Consider the following 22540-nt stretch of genomic DNA (forward strand, 5'->3'; position numbering starts at 1 on the left):
CATATAACCTTTAACTTCTAACTTTTAACTTTATTTTTATGCTTCAGCTAACATTTTTTCTCCAGCTTCAATTGCATCCTGAATAGAACCTTTTAAGTTGAAAGCTGCTTCTGGAAGGTGATCTAATTCACCATCGATAATCATGTTGAAACCTTTGATAGTATCTTTAATATCTACTAAAACTCCCGGAATACCTGTAAACTGCTCTGCAACGTGGAATGGCTGAGACAAGAAACGTTGTACACGACGAGCTCTTGATACAGAAAGTTTATCTTCTTCAGATAACTCTTCCATACCTAAGATCGCGATGATATCCTGAAGTTGTTTGTATTTTTGAAGAATTTCTTTTACTCTTTGTGCACAGTTGTAGTGCTCATCTCCTAAGATATGTGGAGTTAAAATTCTTGAAGTAGAATCTAACGGGTCAACCGCAGGATAGATACCTAACTCAGCAATTTTACGAGACAATACAGTTGTAGCATCTAAGTGCGCGAAAGTTGTAGCCGGCGCCGGGTCAGTTAAGTCATCCGCAGGAACGTAAACCGCCTGTACAGATGTAATAGATCCTTTGTTTGTAGATGTAATACGCTCTTGCATAGCACCCATTTCAGTTGCTAATGTTGGCTGGTAACCTACCGCAGATGGCATACGTCCTAAAAGTGCTGATACCTCAGAACCTGCTTGTGTAAAACGGAAGATGTTATCAACGAAGAACAATACGTCTTTTCCTTGATCAGATCCAGCTCCATCACGGAAATACTCAGCGATAGATAATCCTGAAAGTGCCACACGTGCACGAGCTCCAGGTGGCTCATTCATTTGTCCGAAAACGAAAGTAGCTTTAGACTCTCTCATTCCTGGCATATCTACTTTAGATAAATCCCATCCTCCATTTTCCATAGAGTGCATGAAATCTTCACCGTATTTAATAATTCCTGACTCTAACATCTCACGAAGCAAGTCATTTCCTTCACGTGTTCTTTCACCTACTCCAGCGAATACTGAAAGTCCACCGTGACCTTTTGCAATATTGTTGATCAACTCCTGAATCAATACTGTTTTACCAACACCAGCACCACCAAACAATCCAATTTTACCTCCTTTTGCATAAGGCTCAATCAAATCGATTACTTTAATACCTGTAAATAAAACTTCAGATGAAGTTGATAAATCTTCGAATTTTGGAGCTTGTCTGTGAATTGGCAGACCGTTTTCTCCAGTTTTTGGTAAATTACCTAAACCGTCAATGGCATCTCCAACAACATTAAATAATCTTCCATATACGTCTGGACCGATTGGCATTTGGATTGGATTTCCAGTTCCAACTACTTCATATCCTCTGCTTAAACCATCTGTTGAATCCATAGAAATGGTACGAACAGTGTTTTCACCGATGTGTGATTGTACTTCTAGAACTAATAAAGTTCCGTCTTTTTTAGTGACTTCTAGTGAATCATAAATTTTTGGAAGTTCAACATCTTTACCGTTGAAAACTACGTCTACTACTGGTCCAATGATTTGAGCAACTTTTCCTATTACTTTTGACATTACTTATGTATTTATTAAATAGCTATTTAGGTTTATCGAAAACACCTCTTTTTTCAGAGCGCAAAGATAATTTTTTAAAATATAAAATCAATTTTTTTTTCATAAAAAATAGCATGATTTTGTTTGATTCATAAAAACAGACTTTTAAACTGTCGTTTATGTCATTTTTTAACGAAATAAAAAAGCCACTACATTTTACAAAAACGAGTGGCTTTCTTAATTAAAAAAATGGTATATTATAATGACGCCGGATATTGAATAGGATATGCACCTAAATCAACATGACGAAGTGTTGAACCGTATTTAGCGTTTATGGCATCTATAAAAATATTTGCAATTAAACCATATCCTCTTGCACTTGGATGAACTCCGTCTAAAGAAAAAGCTCCTCCGGTTACATAAGTAGAAGACATTGTATAATTTCCAAATCTATATCCGCCGCTTGCTAATTGTGTTAAGATTGCTCTTGTATCAACAAAAGCTAAGCCTTTTTCTTTAGCGACCGCCTCTATAGTTGTATTGTATGCATCTGTTGCAACTTTAATTTCAGAAATTTCAGTTGGAATCAAAACGTGTTTATCTTGTAAAGGATATGTTATTCCAAATTTATCTAATGGCGCAGGAGGTGCAAAACCAAGTCCTGAATCTGATGCTTTTGGCGCAGCTCCAATATCTGTTCTAGTTGGCAGAACCACTAAATCTGTTGCTCTTGCTTGTCTAGCCTGTCCAAAAACAGCTCCGTAAAACGCTGCGTTCTGTGCTCCCATTGAAGGTGTAAACGCCGCAGTTAATTGAGCAGAAAGATTAGGAAGTGATTCATCTTTTATTAATACTGGGTTTGAACCCGTTTCAGACAACAAGTTAATTCTATCTCCTGCCTGAAAAGCTGTCAATGCTTGTTTTAGAGGGCCATATAATTGTGCATTTAATGCTTTAATAGTAGCCACTCCTACAGCCTGATTACCACCACCAAGAGTTGAAGCAGTAAGAGGATTATAAGGTACGGTTATAAAATACGGCAAAGCGGTAATGTATGGCAGATTTGCCACAACACCTTTTGCACCATTAGCCGTCAAACTTGTTGCCAATGTAGTGTAAACATTTGCAAAAACAGTTGGATCTGTAATATCGTTTCCTCCGTAAGTAGCCGGATTTAAATTCCCTTTTTGATCTTTACCAACTCCTCCAGAAAGCGCATAACTCAAAACATCATTTCCACCAATAAATAACGAAAAGAAAGTCGGTGCCTGCGTTATTGCATCTGCCAGAACAGTTGTTGAAGGCGAGCTTGAGAATCTGGCAAAGTAAGGATTTGCTGCTCCTGTTGCTACTCCGGCAACATTTCCGTAACCAGCCGCTACTAAGTGAAAACTTTTTGCTCCAGGCACACCTAAATTGTTAAATGGTCCCGTAAGATGAGCTGTTATTTCTGTTGTTGGTTTTCCTGTTACGCTTACGGGTGCCTGACCATTGAAATATAATCGGGTTCCAGCGACAACATTCCCGCCTAATAATAATCCTCCCAGATTATCATTCATTAGCGGTGTTGTAAAAGTTCCGCCGCCAGCAGCCACAAACTGCTGTGCTAAAATATTAGTATATGCCCCTTCTTGTCCTCTTTTAAACAAAGCATTATCACTATATCCTGCTGCGAAAGAATCTCCAAGCGCAACATATTTTGTAAATACTGCCGAGCCGGGAACTACAGGAACTTCTTCCGGCGTATTATTGTCATCACTATTACAAGCTGCCATAAAGGTTAAAGAAACCATTAATAGCCATTTTATATTTTTTTTCATGTTAGTACTTTTTAAATTATTACCTCTTCATTTTCATTCAGCTTAAAAGAGCTGATTCAGTTTCTCAAATAATTATTACTTAAGGATTAATTGTCCATGAAGCAAACCACTGCTGACCTATCATACCTGCTCCAATTACCTGAAGATAATCTGATCCGAAAAGGTTTGTTGCACCAACTTTTATTACTGATTTAAGTTTTGGCAGTGCATAGTTTATCTGAGCATCAAGAACTGTATTTTCAGGAATCATACCATCTCCAAAAGAAGATTCCCATAAATATTCTGTATTCCATCTCACATTAACATTGAAACCTAAGTTTTTAGTTACTTTAGAATTTCCTAAAGAGGCTTTAATTCTATGTTTTGGAGTATTAAATCCTGCTACGAAATCAGGGTCATCTTTTTGATCGAAATTAAATTGAGCATAATTATAATTTACTCCTAATTCAAAATCTTTATATACTTTTTTAGACAAACCAACACCAAATCCTAAAGAAGAAATTTGAGCAGTAGTATTTGTGTAAACCTGATACACTCTTCTGTCACCAAAAGCTAATGCCTGATAGGTTTTTTGCACTTCTGCGTCAGCTGGATTAGTCCCTACTGTTCCATAGTAAGGAGAAATAACTCTCGCCGTATTCATGAAGTCATTGTAAATATTGTAGTATCCGTTAATATCAATTGATAAATCGTTTTGAACTACTGAACGATATCCTGCCTCAAATGCCTGCACTTGTTCTGGTTTTACTAAACCAATATTTGCCACCTGAAGGTCGTTTGGATTCGAAGAAGCAGCAAATGCCTGAACAGAAGCTACTGTATACGCATTGTGATAAGCATTTTGACCTGACATTTGAATTGTTGCCGGCTGACCTGCAATTGCCTGACCTGCTGAACTTACATTTACAGTTTCCTGAAAACGGTCTAAGTTTTCAGCTGCAGATCCAATTAATGCGAATGGCCCTAAATCTAAACCTATATATTGATCTTGTGTTGTTGGGTTACGGAAACCTGTTTGGTAAGAAACTCTAAAGTTGTGTCTTTTTGATTCTCCTGCAGAATATACCAATGAAAGTCTTGGAGAAACATTTCCGTCAAAGTTTTGACTTTTATCATAACGAATAGATCCTGTAAGCTTTAACCTATCATCAATAAATTTTTTCTGTAATTGAGTATAAGCTCCATACTCTTTATAATCAATTGGTCCGTCGTAATCTGTAAAGATTGTTCCTTCAGAGTTCATGATATATTTTCTCCAAGAACCTCCAACCTGAATTTCTGCCCATTTAATGATATCTTTAAAATTATAGTTGATATCTGAGTGATATAATTTTGAATGATCTATGAATTTTGCTCCTTGTGTCAAATCAGGGTTTGAAATAACCGTTTTAAGAGCACTGTTAAACTGAGCTGAACCTGGCTCAAATCTAGGAGAACCTGTTGGTTTTGGAATAAAAGAAATCGCTGCCGGAAGCACATTGTAATCAGCAAAGTTTCTTGCAATCGCTGCAGATTCATTTGCATTCGTTCCCATAACAGCCCCAGCATATTGATAAGCTGTTGCATAGTTAGTAAACCATTCTGTATCTGATTTAGCCGCTCTGTTAACGTTCCATGCTGCAAATCTCATATCATAAGAATCTCCGGCATCTTCACTTGTAAAATAGATTCTTCCAAAGAAGTTTTTCCCTTTTACTTCAAATTTACCTTGCTGCATTAAGAAATCTTTTAAAGCATATCGGTTAGCTCCCTGATAAATTGTACTTCCTGTACCTATTTTATATTGTAGTATAAATTCTGTATCATTAGCCCACGGTTTAATATGAGCACTGAAATCAGCCTTCATACTTTTAACTTTATTATCAGTTAAATCTTGTTCACGATATCCTGTTCTACTTACTTGTCCAACATTTGAGATAAAAGTTGTAACCTCGTCACCATAGATATTTAATCCGTCATAATTTTGATTAACCGCATGGCTGTCTCCACCCGCAGTCATACTTCTTTTATCACCTGCGATCCATTCCGTAGCAGTCATATAAGTAAAGTTCGCTTTCATAGCAAAATGTTTTGTAAACGCTTTTGCCGCTCTAATTCCGAAATCATTGTAGTCATTAGTTCCTGCTATGTCCTGACTAGTTTGCCCATATTTATAGTAAACACTTATTCCTTCATTTGTAAAAGGACTTTTACTATTCATAAACATAATTCCGTTAAAAGCGTTTGCACCATAAAGAGCAGAAGATGCTCCCGGCAAAAGTTCAACGCTTGCAACATCGATATCAGAAACCCCAATTAAGTTTCCTAACACAAAGTTCAAAGCTGGGGAAGAGTTGTCCATACCATCAACCAATTGCATAAATCTGGTATTAGCAACAGTAGCAAAACCACGAGTATTTATTGATTTAAAAGAAATACTGCTCGTATTGAAATGCACTTCTTTTAAATTTTCCAATCCATCATAAAAAGTGGGAGCTGTTGTGTTTTTAATTTCCTGAATACCCATTCTTTCAATTGTAACAGGTGATTCAATAACTCTTTCAGGAGTTCTGGAAGCCGAAACCACAATCTCATCAAGTTTGGTTTCTTCATCTTTTAGAGTAACGTTTATTTTTTGATTTGCAGATGTAACATTGATTGTTTGAGCTTCAAATCCCACGGCAGATACCTTTATCAAAAATGGCAGTTTTTCATTTGTAGTCAATTTAAACGTTCCGTCAAAATCAGTTGATACACCGCTGCTGGATCCGAGCACAACAACGTTAGCACCTGGAATAGATTGTTTGTTACTATCAGTAACCGAACCTGTAATTGTATTTTGCGCAAAGGATATTCCGCTGAAAAACAACATAATTAGCAAGTAGACTCTCATTAGGGTTAGTTTTTGGTTAGTTCTATATTAGTTTGTATAGCCAAAATACAAATATTTTTAATATTAATAAAAAAACGTTAAAAAAAATTCATATTCAACACTATTTTTAAAACTATTTTAACTATTTCGTAATTGATTTTATTAGATAAAAATCAAATATTAAATAAAGAAAAACCACAATACTATGCATACATATAAATTTTTAATATTTTTCTGAGGATTTAATAAAAATACATATGCAAGAAAAAAATATGACAATAAAAAAAAGCGAGACCTAAATCTCGCTTTTTTAACATTATTTATATTTTGAAATATATCTATTCTACCGTAACAGATTTTGCAAGGTTACGTGGTTGATCGACATTACATCCTCTCATAACTGCAATGTAGTATGAAAGTAATTGCAATGGAATCGTCGTAATAAGCGGTGATAATGCATCTGAAGTTTCAGGAATTTCAATTACATAATCAGCTAATTCGCGAACCTGAATATCACCTTTTGTAACAACAGCAATAATTTTTCCGCTGCGTGATTTAATCTCCTGAATGTTACTTACAATTTTATCATAATGACCTTGTTTTGGTGCAATTACAATTACTGGCATTTGCTCATCAATTAAAGCAATTGGCCCGTGTTTCATTTCGGCTGCAGGATAACCTTCAGCATGAATATAAGAGATCTCTTTAAGTTTTAAAGCTCCTTCTAATGCTACTGGGAAATTATATCCTCTACCTAAATAAAGACAGTTTGGCGCATCTTTAAATTTAGCAGCAATTTCTTTTGCTCTTTCGTTTGTTTCTAAAGCTTCGGCAACTTTTTCAGGAATTAATTCTAATTCTTGCAAGTAAGCATGGAAATCAGGATTTGACAACGTTCCTTTTGCTTTTCCTAATCTTAACGCAATCATAGTTAAAACCGTGATTTGAGTTGTAAATGCTTTTGTAGAAGCTACTCCAATCTCAGGTCCTGCATGCGTGTAAGCACCTGCATGACTTTCTCTTGAAATAGACGATCCTACAACATTACAAACTCCAAATACAAACGCTCCGTTTTCTTTGGCTAATTTAATAGCTGCCATAGTATCTGCAGTTTCTCCAGATTGAGAAATAGCGATTACTACATCATCTTTATTGATGATTGGGTTTCTGTATCTAAACTCAGAAGCATATTCTACCTCAACCGGAATACGTGTAAATTCTTCAAAGATATATTCTGCAACTAAACCTGCGTGCCATGAAGTACCGCAAGCTACGATTAGAATTCTTTTTGCATTTAAGAATTTTTCGATGTTATCTTCAACACCAGCCATTTGAACGATTCCTTCATTGGCATGAAGTCTTCCTCTGTAAGTATCTTTAATTACGCTTGGCTGTTCGTAGATTTCTTTTAGCATGAAATGGTCGTAACCTCCTTTTTCAATCTGCTCCAAATTCATTTGAAGTTCCTGAATATAAGGATCTACTAAAGAGTCATCTTTAATTTTTCTGATTTTTAGAGGCTTATGAAGTCTGATATTTGCCATTTCACCATCTTCTAAATATACTGCATTCGAAGTATATTCAATAAATGGAGATGCATCAGAAGCGATAAAGAATTCCCCTTCACCAACTCCAATTGCCAATGGACTTCCTAATCGTGCAGCGACAATTTCATTTGGGTTTTTCTTGTCAAAAACTGCAATTGCATAAGCTCCTACAACCTGGTTTAAAGCAATTTGAACTGCTTTTCCAAGTTTAATTTTTTCATTTTTCTGAACTTCTTCAATTAAGTTTACTAAAACTTCCGTATCAGTATCAGATTTAAAAGTGTATCCTCTCTTAATTAATTCTTCTTTAAGCGGAGCATAATTCTCGATAATCCCGTTATGGATAATTACTAAATCGCCTGAATTTGAAACATGAGGATGTGAGTTCACGTCATTTGGAACACCGTGGGTTGCCCAACGGGTATGTCCAATTCCAATATTACCATTTATTGTAAAACCTTCCTGAGATTTAGCTTCAAGATCTGAAACTTTACCTTTTGTTTTACAAACTTTGATACCTGATTCGTCATCATACAACATAACGCCGGCACTATCATATCCTCTGTATTCAAGTCGCTTTAAGCCCTTGATAACGATAGGATAGGCCTCTCGATGGCCGATATATCCAACAATTCCACACATATATTACTTATTTATTTGGTTTCGTGTAGTAAACCTCAAGTCTCAGTCGTTTATCATAATTTGAATCTGTAGACGGAATATTATTACCAAATAATATTGTCCCTAACGGATTCATAACTGATGCTCTTGGTGCTTGCGAAAAATAGTTGTTTGGATCGTCTGTCGCAATTCTATTTTTCAATTTGTTTGATGTTATAACACTTATATCATCCGATACAACAAGTCCTAATTTTACATTAGTAGCAGTAGTCGTTTTTATAAGATTTCGAATATGATTTGTTATTCTAATTTTATAACTGGTTCCTCTTTTTGTTGTTGCATCAACATTTATTATTCCTCCAAAAATAACTTTTGACATTCTGGCATCTGGTGTTATACTTGAACTTCCATCAGCAGAATAATCTAAAAGAACGGTACTATTTGTAAAATCGTATAAATAAACTCTTTTTGGCTCTATAGCTTGTAAATCTCCAGCTCCTTTTACGGCCATTTTTTCTGAATCTACATTAAAAACTAAATTTGCTTCGTTTACAAGCCATTTATTAGTTCTGATTTCCTCTAATTTAGAAGCAAAATCTTTAAGTTCAATAATCGCCAAAGAACCTTGGCCTCCTTTTAAATAAAGGTTTTTATCTCCTGTTGTTGTATTTCTTGAAGCAACAGCATTTTGATAAGTGGCATTTTTAACATCCTGAAGTAAATCAACATTACTTCCTGTTAAATTAATCACTATAGTTCTGTTCTCTTTTACATCATCAGCGTCTGTCGTAACATCTGTTTTTGCCTTATAATAAACTGTAATTTTTCCTTTAGAAAAATCCATTAATGCCATATTAGTCGGGCTGCTGCCAGATTGTCCAACTTTAAAATACAATCCTCTAAAATATTCCTGAAATACATCCGCCGCAGAAAGTTTTTCTTTTGGGGCATTCAAAATTTTAGTTTGAAAAAATGCCTTATTTAATTTTAAACGCATTGCAGGCACTGACAAAGTGTTAACCTTTTTATTATCCTTGTCGTATGTTACCTCATTAATTTCTTTTGAACTAAAAAAGAATTTACTGTTTTCTAATTGATTTAGATCATCATTTAATAATGTTGTTCCTCTATTAGTATCAAAATCATTATTTTGATCTGTATAATAAAGCTGCGCTAATTGTCCGCCATTATCAAAATAAGAACTTCTCATTTGATATTTTGACTCGTAAATACTTAGATTTAAAGCTGCGTCTGACTCTTTTCCGTAAATAGAGTCTAGTACATAAACATTTTTTCCATTAGTATCTATTTGTTTAACATGACTGAAATAAGGTATGTTAACCACTACACTATCTACTACAGGCGCATCACCTACTGACGGAGCATAAGCAGCAAGACCAACTTGTGTATTGTAATTTGCTGTTGTTGTTCCGAAAACCGGATTATTATAAATCCCAAGTGCATTCGTTACTAGAGAGTTTGACTGAATTGGAGTTACTTCTTGATTATAAGCTATAACATCATACTTTTCAGATTCCAGACCAAAATGATCATCACCAATCAAATCATCACCAATTGCATTAAAATCTTTGTCGCAAGAATATAAAAGAACAACCGTTAAGGCTAATAGAATTTTCTTAATAAAAGAAGTATTGTACATGTTTAATAATAAAGTTAAATTTTAAAGACCCATCTGTTTATAGAAATTTGTATACGCCTCAGCGAATGCATCTTTCGTGGCGAAAGGTAAAAAAGGTTTTCCTGAAGATTCTATAAATTTTGTTAAACTTGGAGAAACATTTTCTGACGCAATGATTACTGCATCTGAATGTAGTATACTTGCTTTTAAAATATTTTCGTAGTTAGGCACTTCAAGATCTGCAATGGATTCATGCGGAACACCGTCGAATTTGACTTTGTTAATCATTTCCATATCCAGGTTTTCATCGAAAGACTGGCCATAAACCGAAGTAACGATTTTTGTATCGTTAAATAAAGCTTCGTTTTTATAGTAGTGTTTCATATAAATTGGCAGCATAGCAGCAAGCCATCCGTGTACGTGAATAATATCCGGAACCCAATTTAATTTTTTTACAGTCTCAACAACTCCTTTGGCAAAAAATATAGCACGTTCGTCATTATCAGGATATAAAGCTCCTTCTTCATCTGCAAAAGTGGCTTTACGTTTAAAATATTCATCATTATCAATAAAATAAACCTGAATTCTTTCTTTAGGAATCGAAGCTACTTTGATAATCAATGGCATATCTAGATCATTCACTACCAAATTCATCCCTGAAAGTCTGATTACCTCATGTAATTGATGTCTTCTCTCGTTGATATTTCCATATCTTGGCATGAAAATTCTTATTTGTCCGCCCTGATCATTAATCATTTTTGGAACGTCATAAGACATTAAAGAAACTTCATTTTCAGCCAAATATGGCACGACTTCAGATGATACGTATAATATCCTCTTATCTTTCATAATAGTATTTTACTTAATTTTTGGTAATAAAAACGTCGCAAAATTACAAAAATTTATGCAGTTTATAACTAATATATTATGTTTGCACTAAATTTTAATAATACCGCCATGCATATTTTCTACGGTAAAGTAGCTCTGATAGCTTATTTAAAAACTATCAAAACCGCAAATTCAACTATCGGATTTGTCCCAACCATGGGAGCTTTACACCAAGGACATCTGGCTTTAATGCAGCGATCACTTAAAGAAAATGACGATACTGTTGTTAGTATTTTTGTGAATCCAACGCAGTTTAACAACCCTGAAGATCTTGAAAAATACCCTCGTACTCTTGAAGAAGACGTAAAAAAAATGAGAGGATTAAGTGACAAAATAATCTTATATGCTCCTTCTGTAGATGATATTTATGAAGGAAACACAATTTCGCAGTCATTTGATTTTGATGGTTTAGAAAATCAAATGGAAGGAAAATTCCGTCCGGGGCATTTTAATGGAGTTGGAACCATCGTAAAACGATTGTTTGAAATCGTTACTCCAACCAATGCTTATTTTGGCGAAAAAGATTTTCAGCAGCTTCAAATTGTTAAAAAACTGGTAGAAAAAAATAATTTACCGGTAAATATTGTAGGCTGCCCTATTTTTAGAGAAGATAATCTTTTGGCGATGAGTTCTCGTAACGAAAGATTAACTCCGGAAGAAAGAAAAGAAGCTTCAATTATTTACAAAACCTTGACTGAAGCCAAAGAAATATTCCAAAACAGTACGCCTCAGGAAACAATCGAATTTGTCGAAAATGCATTCAAAAACAACGAAAGATTTGAATTAGAATATTTCGTCATTGCTGATGAATCGACATTATTACCTATCGATCATAAAACAAACGACAAAAAATACCGTGCGTTTATAGCAGTATTTGTTAATTCTATAAGACTGATAGACACCATTTCATTAAATTAAATTACCTTTGCTCCATGCAAATTCAAGTTATAAAATCAAAAATTCATCGAGTAAAAGTTACCGGAGCTGATTTAAATTATATTGGCAGTATTACTATTGATGAAACTTTACTAGAGGCTTCAAACATTATTGAAGGCGAAAAAGTATCTATTGTTAACATTAATAATGGTGAACGTTTTGAAACTTACGCTATTAAAGGAGAAAAAAATTCAGGTGAAATCACTTTGAATGGTCCTGCAGCCAGAAAAGTTCAAAAAGACGACATTATTATTATCATTTCGTATGCAACCCTGGATTTTGAAGAAGCAAAAACCTTCAAACCATGGATTATTTTCCCGAATGAAAACGATAATTCGTTAACATAATCAAACCTTATCTTTATTTTCAATCTTAGTTTGTCAAAATATTTTTTGCACAAACCAATTTCCTTTTCCCCAAATCGAGAATTTATTGAAAGTAAGAAATCATTGCTTTTTTTATTCCTCCAAAATCACAAAAAGCAAATAAAATAGTATATTGCTACACTATTTTGAATACTTTTTAATTCACTGAAATGCCACAAATCATGAAAAAAGTTTACCTACTAATTACATTAATTTCCGTTTCTGTTTTTTCTCAGAAAAAATTTGACAATATTCAATCTGAAAAACTGGGAGAAGAAAGAAGAATAACAATTGGACTGCCCGCTTCTTACGATGCAAAATCAGATAAAAAATATCCGGTTTTGTATTTATTAGACGGAGATTATTTATTTGATCCGTTTTACGGAGCTGTTAGTTATGGTAATTATTGGGATGATATTCCGGAAATGATCATCATTGGCATACATCAAAATAAAGATGAAGAACGTTATGACGATACCACAATAGATCAAAACGAAGGTTTGCCTTTTGAAAAAGGAGCAAAGTTTTTTGAATTTATAGGTTCTGAATTGATTCCATACATTGAAAAAAAGTACCGCACTTCACCGTTTAGAATGATTGCAGGTCACGATGTAACAGCAAGTTTTGCCAATTTTTATTTGTATAAAGAAAATCCGCTTTTCAACGCTTACATTTGTTTAAGTCCGGAGTTAGCACCAAAAATGGAAGTTCGTATTGCAGAAAAATTTGCCAAAATACAACAGCCTATATTCTACTATCTTTCTGCCGGCGGCGGAGATATTAAAAAAATTAAAGAACCAATTGAAAAACTAGACAGTAATATTAAAATTGCAAATAATCCGTTAGTGAATTATAAATATGATGTATTCAAAAATGCAACACACTATATGGAAGTTTTGCATTCTATACCAAGTGCATTATACCAGATTTTTGAAGTTTACAGACCCATAAATTCTGCAGAATACAATGATAAAATTGCGATTCTTGAAACAGGTTATGCAGATTATCTGGAAAAAAAATACAATACAATGTCTGAAGTTTTAGGCGTACAGATTCCGGTAAGAATAAGCGATTTTAAAGTAATCGAAACTCTTATTTTAAAGAAAAACGCCTACGATGAATTAGGAAAAATGGCTGAAATTGGAAATGTAAATTATCCCAAAGCCATGTTGGGAGAATATGAATTGGGCTTGATGTACGAAAAAATGGGCGATCCGAAACATGCTTCAAAAAAATACCAAAATGCTTCTCAAATGGAACCTATTGGGGATTTGAATAAAGATTTGATGTATGAGAAAATTGACGAAATGAATACGCTTGCCAAAAAAACCAAATAATGTCAAAAGTTAAAACTTCTTTTTTTTGTCAAAATTGCGGAACCCAGTATTCTAAATGGCAGGGACAGTGCAACGCATGCAAAGAATGGAATACTATCGCCGAAGAAATTATTCAAAAACAGGAAAAAGTAGCCTGGAAAAGCGAACCAACCTCAACGAGTAAAGCGCCAAGACCTTTAAAAATAACCGAAATTGATTCGGCTCAGGAAATCCGAATGGATACTACTGACGGTGAATTGAATCGTGTTTTGGGAGGCGGAATTGTTCCGGGATCTTTAACGCTTTTGGGCGGTGAACCGGGAATCGGGAAAAGTACGCTTTTGCTTCAAATTTCATTAAAATTACCTTATAAAACTTTATACGTTTCTGGTGAAGAAAGTCAGAAACAAATAAAAATGCGTGCCGAAAGAATAACGCCAAATAGCGATAACTGCTATATTTTGATGGAAACAAAAACGCAAAATATCTTCAAACAAATTGAAGCAATTGAGCCTGAAATCGTAATCATCGATTCAATCCAGACCTTGCATACCGATTATATTGAATCAACCGCCGGAAGTATTTCTCAAATTAGAGAAACAACCGCAGAATTGATCAAATTTGCTAAAGAAACCAATATTCCTGTTATTTTGATCGGACATATTACTAAAGATGGAAATATCGCCGGACCAAAAATTCTGGAACACATGGTCGATACAGTTCTTCAGTTTGAAGGCGACAGAAACCATATTTACCGAATTCTACGTTCGCTTAAAAACCGTTTTGGTTCAACTTCTGAACTCGGAATTTACGAAATGCTCGGAAGCGGTTTGCGAGAAGTCAGTAATCCGTCAGAAATTCTGATTTCGCATAAAGACGAAGAATTATCCGGAACCGCAATCGCAACTACGCTTGAAGGAATGCGTCCGTTAATGATCGAAATACAATCTTTGGTAAGTACCGCTGTTTACGGAACTCCACAAAGAAGCACAACAGGATATAACGCCAAGCGTTTAAACATGATTTTGGCGGTTTTAGAAAAAAGAGCCGGATTCCGTTTAGGCGCAAAAGACGTTTTCCTAAACGTTACCGGAGGAATTTCTGTTGACGATCCCGCAATTGACCTTGCCGTTGTTGCTGCGATTTTATCATCAAACGAAGATATTCCGGTTGGAAAAGGTTTTTGTTTTGCCGGCGAAGTTGGACTTTCGGGAGAAATTCGTCCCGTAAATCGCGTAGACCAGCGCATTCAGGAAGCCGAAAAATTAGGTTTCGATACTATTTTTGTTTCTAAATACAATAAAATTGCTTTGAAAAATACAGGAATCAAAATTGAACTTGTAGCAAAAATTGAGGATGTTGCAAGCATTCTTTTTGGTTGATTCTGATAAAAATACCACTATGAATTTTCCCAAACAAAAAATCTATAAAGCTTTAAAAATACTGGCTGTAATAGTCGTTTTGCTTTGCATCGGATTATATTTTTTCCGCAACTCGCTTCTAAAACAGGCAATTGCAAAAGTAACCCACAAAATGGCTGTTGATTATAACAGTGATTTTTCTATAAAAGAAGCTTCTTTTAACGGACTTTCAAGCATTAAACTTACAGATGTTGTTTTGGTTCCCAAAAATGCCGACACGCTTTTAAAAATTAACAAAATCGAAACCAGCGTCAGTCTAAGTAATTTATTGATTGGTGACGTTCAGGTTGGAACTTTAAACGTTAATAAGGGCTATATTCAATTAGTAAAAAAAGGAAAAGTCCGCAATTTTGATGCTTTCTTAAAAAGAAACAGAGATGACGATTCTGAAAAAAATGAAAAGAGAAAATACGGAACTTTTGCTTATCGCATCATTTCAAAATTACTGAATTTAGTTCCAACTGATATGAATTTGGAAAACTTCCAATTCAAAATTGACGACAATGGCAAAAAAACTTCTGTAGCCATAAATAAATTGGTTTTAAGCGACAAAAAGCTTGAAACGAATATTCATGTTGTAAGCAAAGATTTTGATCAGCGCTGGAACTTAAAAGGTTTTGCTGATCCTAGAAATCAAAAAGCTGATATTCGTTTCTTCAATTTAGATACAGGAGCAATCAGAGTTCCTTACTTAGATGAAAGGTATAATTTAAAAGCAAGTTTTGATTCGATACGTTTAAATGTTGAAAATATTGATAAAAGCGGAAGTGAATTTCATCTTGACGGCTTCACTTCTATCGTAAACTTAAAAATCAATCATCCAAAAATTGCCAGCAAAGATGTGATCATAAAAAACGCTCGTTTTGATTATCGTTTTTTATTGGGTGATGATTTTATTTCGATTGACAGTACCTCAACTATGACGTTGAACAAAATCAAGCTGCGTCCGTATATTTCGTATGACACTGAAAAAGATACCGTTTATACTTTGAAAGTCGATATTCCGAAAATGAAAGCGCAGGATTTTATCGTTTCGCTTCCTGATGGTTTATTTACACATTTCCAAGGAATGCAGGCAACAGGAAATTTCGATTATAAACTCGATTTCAAATTCAATAAAAATAAACCTTATACACTTGTTTTTGACAGTAAACTCAACAAAGAAGATTTACGAATTACGAAATATGGTGAAGCGGATTTGAACAAACTAAATGGCGAATTCGTGTATCGTGCCATTATTCAAAATGTGTTGCAGCGCCCGGTTTTAGTTGGAACAGGAAATCCAAATTACACACCGCTCGATCAAATTTCGCCTTATTTGAGAAAATGTGTGTTAACAACTGAAGATCCTTCTTTCTTTTCTCATCGAGGTTTTATCAATGAAGCATTTAAACAATCGATTCTAAAAAACATCAGAACCAAAAAATTCTCACGCGGCGCCAGTACAATCAGCATGCAGTTGATTAAGAATGTTTTCCTTACAAGAGAAAAAACGCTTTCGCGAAAGCTGGAAGAAATTTTGTTGGTTTATATTTTAGAAAATAACCGAATTGTAAGCAAAGAAAGAATGCTGGAAGTTTATTTCAACATTATTGAATGGGGACCAAATGTATACGGAATTGGCGAAGCGAGTCATTTTTATTTCCAAAAAAGTCCTTCGGCTTTAAATGTTGACGAATGTTTGTACTTGGCAACGATTATTCCGAAACCGCGAAAATTCATGTATCAGTTTAATGATGAAGGAAATCTAAAAGACTACGCGATAAAAAATCAAAAGTTTTTAAAGAATTTAATGTTCCGTAGAGGTTTATTAGTTCCTGAAGATACAATTGGTATTCTTCCTGTTTATATTTCTGGAAATGCGCGTTCGCTTATAAAAATAAAAGCTCCAGATTCAACAGCTGTTCAGGTTGATTCTTTGGCGACTAGAGATGAGTTTGATTTGTAATTAAATAAAAATGGCAGAAGAGAACAAAAAAGAAATATATTTTAAGCGAGTTTATGACAATATAAAAAACATTGGCTATCACACAACAGCAATAATGGAAGAAAAGGATTTTACACCTTTTGCATATTCTACCGGAATATTTGAAAACTTTAAAATACCTGAATTATTTATTTCTGGACTCGGGCCAAATTTATCAGGAGAGTTAATTAAAAACTATGCAGACAAATATAAATTCGAAAAAATCCCCTTAAACACAAAAAATTATGACCTCACTGATAGATTTCCTATTTACTTTATAAAAGTTAATAAAATAGATTTGGAAGACTATGTTCTGACTTCGATTAAATTCTATAAAGATCGAGATTATGAATATTTACAATTGGTATTTCCTGATTTAAAGGGAAATTTTCCAAATGAACCTAATTATGATTATGATCAAAAAATAATTGGAGATCTGACCTTGTAAAATTTGCTCAAAAAGTCACAAAATTTAATTTTTTAAGTTCAATTGCGTCCAGCTTTAGCTGGATCGAAATATAAACGCTAAGAAAAAGGCTTTAGCCAAACGTATTTGCTTTGCTAAAGCCTTTTTCTATTTCGATCTTATTCCCCTAGCTGAAGCTAGGGGCTATTGAAAAACTTTGCGTTCTCTGCGTAAATCCTTGCGGACTTTGCGGTTAAAAAAACTATTTAAAATTCTTCAAAAACTCTTCTTTGTAAGTTGGCGAAACTTCGATTTCAGTATTATCATTAAGTGTTACAATTCCGCCTTTATTATATGATTTTACACAATTCAAATTAATAATATGTGATTTATGAACCCTGATAAATGGCAGAGGCAGAATTTCTGAAAAGTGTTTTAAAAATCGGCAGACCATTTTTTTACTTCCATTATTCAAATACAAATCGGTAAAGTTTCCGTTACCGCGAAGACGTACGATTTCTTCCATTTTTACCACTTCAAAACCTTCAAGCGTGGGTAAAATAACTTGTTGCTTTTCGGGTTTTTGTTCATGAAAATTTTCGACAATAATTTTATTTCTATTGAAGATTTCATGATTTAGAATCTGATGCTGCACCTTATTAACCGCTACAATCAGTTCTTCAATGCTAATTGGTTTCAGGAGATAATATGCCGCACTTTGGTTTAACGCTTTTAGCGAATACTCCGAAAAAGCCGTTACAAAGATGGTTTCAAACTGAAGATCTTTACACGCTTCCAAAACATCAAAAGCATTTCCGAAAGGCATTTCTACATCCAGAAAAACCAACTGTGGTTTAATTTCATGCAGCAACGGAACCGTTTCTTTAATATTCTGTGCTTCACCGACTACCTCAACCTGCGGACAGTATTTGCTCAAATAATTTTTAAGCACTTCGCGCGCAGCCAATTCATCTTCGACAATTACACTTTTTATCTTTTGGATTGTCATCATATTTTATCAATTAATGGAAAAACAATTTGAACAATTGTTCCAGATTCTGGCAGCCCTTTTTCTAAAATTGTAAACACAATATCCTTTTTATACAATTCATTCAAAAGGTCAATTCGTTCTTTTGTATTGTTTAAACCGCGCGATTCATAGATTTTTTGGTTCGTTGTTTTAAGTTCACGGCTTTTCGTTAAACCAATTCCATTGTCTTCAATAAAAACATTTATTTTTTTGTTTTTATATTCAAAACGCAAAGACAAAAAACCTTTTTTCTCCAAATAACGCAGTCCGTGCCAGATTGCATTTTCCAGATTGGGCTGAATAATCATATTCGGAACCAAAACCCTTTCGGCATCAAGCGAATCATCCACAACAATTTCAAAATCAAATTTATCCTGAAAACGAAGATGTTCTAAATCCAGATACTTTTTAAGCTGTTCGACTTCTTTATCCAAAGAAATAAAATCTTTATTCGAGTTTTCCATCATGTTTCGCATCAAATTCGAATACGAAGTCAGGTATTTATTGGCTTCTAATTCCTTATTTTCTGCAATGAATTGGTTCACGCTGTTTAAACTGTTGAAAATAAAATGCGGATTCATTTCACGACGAAGCGACTGCAAAGCGATTTCTTTGTTTTTGATTTTGATTGAATACAAAGCTTTTGCAATAAAGAAAAACAAAAGAAGCAGTAAACCAACCGATCCTAAAAGAAAGTAATTAAATGTATTTTTCTTTGAGATCAGTTCGTCTTTTAGAACTTTCTCTTTTTCAAGCTGTCGAATTTTGTCTTCGGTAATCTGAAATGTTTTAGCATCAATAAGCGTGGTATCAGACTTGATTAACTTTTCGAAATTATCAAAAAACTGCTCGTACAACGCCATACTTTCTTTGTCTTCGCCTTTTGTCTTGTAATATTTAATCAATGAAGACAAACTCTTTTTGGCTTCTGCCGAATTTCCTTTTTGAAATGATAAATCGTAAGCTTCTTTCAAGGAAGAAATCGCTTTTTGTGGTTCCTGTTTTTCAAAATAAAGCGAAGCTATAGATTGTAATTGTTTTATTTCGGTCGTATAATCATTATTTGTTTTAGCATCCGCAAGCAGTTTTTGGTTAATACTGAGCGCTTTGTCAAATTGATTATCTGCAACGTAAACTTTGGCAATTTCATTTTTGATTTTAACGACCTCTTCTGGTTTGTCTTTGGCATAGACCAACGCTTTTTTATAACTTTCGATAGCCTCTTTTTTGTCTTTCAGGTCCAAAGAATTTTGTGCTTTTTGAACATAAGCTTCTTTAACTTCCTGGCTTTTCTTTTCTCTTTTGAACAGTTCGATATTAGAATCAACATAATTGGTCTGACTTGCCGGATCTGATTGATTTTTTAATCGATTGGCATCGTTAAGATTGATTTTTTCTTCAGCAGCATCTTTTGTTAAAGAACCTGCCGCTTCGTAATTTTTTATTGCCGAATCAAAGTTTTTTTGGTTTTCCTGCGCTTTGGCAAGACTTCTTGTAACTCTGGTTTTATCTTCGGCAAGTTTTAATTTGGCATAAGTATTTAAAGCCCTTTTATAATATTCTTCGGCTTTAGCATTGTCTCCATTGTTCAGAAATTCGTTTGCTAATTTTTCGTAATTGGCCGCAATTTTAGATTCATCGTTTTCATCCAGTGATTTAGATAAATCTTCAGCCGCTTTGCTGATTTTAGCTTTACTCTTACTGCTTTCCATTTTCTTTTCAGGAAGTGCCTGCGCAGTTATTCCCTGCGGAAACAACAGCAGTAAAAAAAGCAGACCAAAACCAAGTAATAAATGACGTTTCACAAATAGTTTATTTAGAAGTGTAAAGTAACTTAATTTCGAATTTCTATCCTATATCTTTCACCAAGTCAAACTGGTGATTGACCCATTCTCCCAAAAATACGTTTTTTCACTCAATACATTTGCTTCGTAATCTTAAAACAATAATCATGAAAAAACTATTCTCTTTCTTTTTGACATTATTATTTTCTCCATTTATAATTGGACAAGCCTCTGGAAATGTCAATTATCAAAATCAATATCAAGCCAGCAATACTATTGATATTAATTTCCCTTCAAATGAAGGAATTGTGGTAAGTATAAAAGGGCTCGCCAACGTTAAGGCCGATTCATACACCGCAATTTTCAGCACTACCCAAACTGGTAAAACAACCAAAGAAGTTAATGAGTTAATTGATCAGCGAATTAATAAATCGCTCAGCGAAATCAAACTTAAAAAAGCCGTTGAAACTTTTGTCGATATGATTTCGTTTGTTCCGGTTTATGAATATGAAGTCGAGAAAAAAGTCTTTAATCGTAAAACTTACAATGAAGTTCCTGTTGGATTTGAATTAAAAAAGAACATCCATATCAAATTCTCAGATCCAAATCAGCTTAATGATTTTATTTCGATTTTATCTAATTACGAAATATACGATTTGGTTCGCGTTGATTATTTCTCTAATGCCTTAGAAACCATTAAAAAAGAAATGATGACCAAGGCAAGACTTCTGACTCAGGAAAAAATCAAAAACTATGAAACACTGCTTGGAGAAACCTTTACAAATGCTGAAAAAAGAATCGCCGATGATTTTGTTGTCAATTTGCCTGTAGAAATGTACAAATCGTATGAGGCTTACAACAGCTCTTCTTTAAATTTGAAAAAATCAGCCAATGTTAACCAAGTCAGTAAATCTACTACGCTTTATTATCAGCCTGTTTTTAATAAAGAATTTGATTTTATTATAAATCCCGCTGTTTTAGAACCTGTTATTCAAGTGCAATATGAAGTTAAAATTTTCATCAACAGAGAAAAAGAAAAGAAACAGATTGCCAAAACAGACAAAGAATATATTCTTGTTACTCCAAATGGCGATTTAAGACCTATTAATGTGTCTTCACCAAAACAAACTTATTAGTTCTAAAGTATTTCACCAAGTCAAAAGACCGTTTCACCATTTGTCCATAAAACGAGCTTTTTTAGTTTCTAAGTTTGATTAAAAATCAATCAATTAAAACTAAAATTATGAAATCAAATCTTTTTATTTCTGCACTTTTTGCCACTGTATTTTCTTTTGCGGGCTGCAACACTTCTAATGCAAGTCCGAAAAACAAAATTGAAATCAAAAAAACGGAAACGGCCAATGCAACCAAAATTCAGGTAGCACTTTTATTGGATACTTCAAGCAGTATGGACGGACTAATTGATCAGGCAAAATCGAGATTATGGGAAATTGTAAACACACTGACAACATTAAAATACGAAGGAAAAACTCCCGAAATTGAAATTGCTTTATATGAATATGGAAATGATGGTTTATCTGAAAAGTCAAATTACATTAGACAAATAACGCCTTTATCGACAGATCTTGATTTGATTTCAGAAAAACTATTTGCTTTGAGAACCAATGGCGGAAACGAATATTGCGGGGCGGTAATTCAGGACGCGACAAAAGAATTAAAATGGGCTCCGGAAAACAGCAGCATGAAACTGATTTACATTGCCGGAAACGAAGAATTCAATCAAGGAAAAATCAGTTATAAAGAAGCAATCAGCACTGCTTTGAAAAATGATATTTATGTGAATACTATTTTTTGCGGTAACAAAACGGAAGGCATTAACACATTCTGGAAAGACGGTGCCGACCGTGGAAAAGGAAAGTATTTCAATATAGATTCAGATAAAGCGGTTCAATATATTGCAACACCTTATGACGAAGAAATCACAAAGTGTGATGAAAAAATAAACAAAACGTACATTAATTATGGTGCTAAAGGAGCTGAGAAAAAAATGAATCAGGTTATGCAGGACCAAAATGCTAAAAAAGTTTCAAACGCCAATTACACCAATCGTGCAGTAAGTAAATCAAAAGCGGTTTATAAAAACGAAAGCTGGGACTTGGTTGACAAAGCAAAACAGGATCCTAATGCGATTTCTAAAATGAAAAAAGAGGAACTGCCTGACGAACTTAAAGATAAATCGGAAGCTGAAATTAAAACAATTATAAGCGAGAAAACAAAAGAGCGAGAAGCTATTCAAAAAGAGGTTAGTGTTTTGGCAAAAAAACGTCAGGAATATATTAATGCCGAAGCTAAAAAAACCAAAAAGCAAGACGATTTGGGCAACACGATAAACAGTTCTATTGTAGCTTTTGCAAAAGTGAAAGGCTATACTGTTGAGAAAGAATAGTCAATTGAATTTCTAA

At 34.1% G+C, this 22540-nt stretch carries 16 protein-coding genes; 8 read left to right on the top strand and 8 right to left on the bottom strand.

The features are described 5' to 3' along the window. Positions 1 to 36: 36 nt before the first annotated feature. From atpD to ABDW27_RS11240, 6 genes are all read right to left on the bottom strand, one after another. Positions 37 to 1548 (bottom strand): F0F1 ATP synthase subunit beta, encoded by a 1512-nt coding sequence (atpD, locus tag ABDW27_RS11215; protein ID WP_343695982.1) that lies wholly within the window; start codon positions 1546 to 1548, stop codon positions 37 to 39. A 236-nt stretch (positions 1549 to 1784) separates the two neighbouring features. Beyond that, positions 1785 to 3347, bottom strand: a complete 1563-nt coding sequence (locus tag ABDW27_RS11220) for a G-D-S-L family lipolytic protein (protein ID WP_343695983.1) — start codon at positions 3345 to 3347, stop codon at positions 1785 to 1787. Between the two features lie 79 nt (positions 3348 to 3426). Then, complete coding sequence (locus tag ABDW27_RS11225) at positions 3427 to 6219, bottom strand: carboxypeptidase-like regulatory domain-containing protein (protein WP_343695984.1); 2793 nt, start codon at positions 6217 to 6219, stop codon at positions 3427 to 3429. A gap of 317 nt (positions 6220 to 6536) precedes the next feature. Further along, positions 6537 to 8387, bottom strand: coding sequence for a glutamine--fructose-6-phosphate transaminase (isomerizing) (glmS, locus tag ABDW27_RS11230; RefSeq protein WP_343695985.1), 1851 nt, complete (start codon positions 8385 to 8387; stop codon positions 6537 to 6539). A 7-nt stretch (positions 8388 to 8394) separates the two neighbouring features. After that, positions 8395 to 10026: a DUF4270 domain-containing protein gene (locus ABDW27_RS11235; protein ID WP_343695986.1), complete on the bottom strand. Its 1632-nt coding sequence runs from the start codon at positions 10024 to 10026 to the stop codon at positions 8395 to 8397. A 21-nt stretch (positions 10027 to 10047) separates the two neighbouring features. Beyond that, on the bottom strand, positions 10048 to 10854 hold the full coding sequence (locus ABDW27_RS11240) for a glycogen/starch synthase (protein WP_343695987.1): 807 nt from the start codon (positions 10852 to 10854) through the stop codon (positions 10048 to 10050). A gap of 78 nt (positions 10855 to 10932) precedes the next feature. Here ABDW27_RS11240 and panC point away from each other — a divergent pair, with 78 nt between their 5' ends. The 6 genes from panC (at position 10933) to ABDW27_RS11270 (ending at position 17345) form a co-directional block, all read left to right on the top strand. Beyond that, a complete protein-coding gene (gene panC, locus ABDW27_RS11245) occupies positions 10933 to 11811 on the top strand; it encodes a pantoate--beta-alanine ligase (RefSeq protein WP_343695988.1) in 879 nt (292 codons plus the stop codon). A gap of 14 nt (positions 11812 to 11825) precedes the next feature. Continuing rightward, positions 11826 to 12176: an aspartate 1-decarboxylase gene (gene panD, locus ABDW27_RS11250; protein WP_008465481.1), complete on the top strand. Its 351-nt coding sequence runs from the start codon at positions 11826 to 11828 to the stop codon at positions 12174 to 12176. Positions 12177 to 12376: 200 nt separating this feature from the next. Beyond that, positions 12377 to 13531, top strand: coding sequence for an alpha/beta hydrolase-fold protein (locus tag ABDW27_RS11255; RefSeq protein ID WP_343695989.1), 1155 nt, complete (start codon positions 12377 to 12379; stop codon positions 13529 to 13531). Next, the gene (gene radA, locus ABDW27_RS11260; RefSeq protein ID WP_343695990.1) at positions 13531 to 14892 is read left to right on the top strand and encodes a DNA repair protein RadA; all 1362 of its coding nucleotides are present in this window, start codon (positions 13531 to 13533) and stop codon (positions 14890 to 14892) included. Before ABDW27_RS11255 ends, radA begins: the two co-directional genes overlap by 1 nt. Positions 14893 to 14911: 19 nt before the next feature. Next, complete coding sequence (locus ABDW27_RS11265) at positions 14912 to 16879, top strand: biosynthetic peptidoglycan transglycosylase (RefSeq protein WP_343695991.1); 1968 nt, start codon at positions 14912 to 14914, stop codon at positions 16877 to 16879. Positions 16880 to 16889: 10 nt separating this feature from the next. Continuing rightward, positions 16890 to 17345, top strand: a complete 456-nt coding sequence (locus ABDW27_RS11270) for a DUF4262 domain-containing protein (RefSeq protein WP_343695992.1) — start codon at positions 16890 to 16892, stop codon at positions 17343 to 17345. Between the two features lie 220 nt (positions 17346 to 17565). On the opposite strand, the gene ABDW27_RS11275 is transcribed toward ABDW27_RS11270, so the two are convergent. Both ABDW27_RS11275 and ABDW27_RS11280 read right to left on the bottom strand, forming a co-directional pair. After that, complete coding sequence (locus ABDW27_RS11275; protein WP_343695993.1) at positions 17566 to 18315, bottom strand: LytTR family DNA-binding domain-containing protein; 750 nt, start codon at positions 18313 to 18315, stop codon at positions 17566 to 17568. After that, complete coding sequence (locus ABDW27_RS11280; protein ID WP_343695994.1) at positions 18312 to 20138, bottom strand: histidine kinase; 1827 nt, start codon at positions 20136 to 20138, stop codon at positions 18312 to 18314. The genes ABDW27_RS11275 and ABDW27_RS11280 overlap by 4 nt, the downstream gene beginning before the upstream one ends. A gap of 146 nt (positions 20139 to 20284) precedes the next feature. Between ABDW27_RS11280 and ABDW27_RS11285 the strand changes: the two genes are divergently transcribed. Both ABDW27_RS11285 and ABDW27_RS11290 read left to right on the top strand, forming a co-directional pair. Continuing rightward, complete coding sequence (locus ABDW27_RS11285) at positions 20285 to 21253, top strand: SIMPL domain-containing protein (protein WP_343695995.1); 969 nt, start codon at positions 20285 to 20287, stop codon at positions 21251 to 21253. A 107-nt stretch (positions 21254 to 21360) separates the two neighbouring features. After that, on the top strand, positions 21361 to 22524 hold the full coding sequence (locus ABDW27_RS11290) for a vWA domain-containing protein (protein WP_343695996.1): 1164 nt from the start codon (positions 21361 to 21363) through the stop codon (positions 22522 to 22524). The last annotated feature ends 16 nt before the right edge of the window (positions 22525 to 22540 follow it).

The organism is Flavobacterium sp. (assembly GCF_039595935.1).
In the GTDB taxonomy this organism is placed as follows: Bacteria; Bacteroidota; Bacteroidia; order Flavobacteriales; family Flavobacteriaceae; genus Flavobacterium.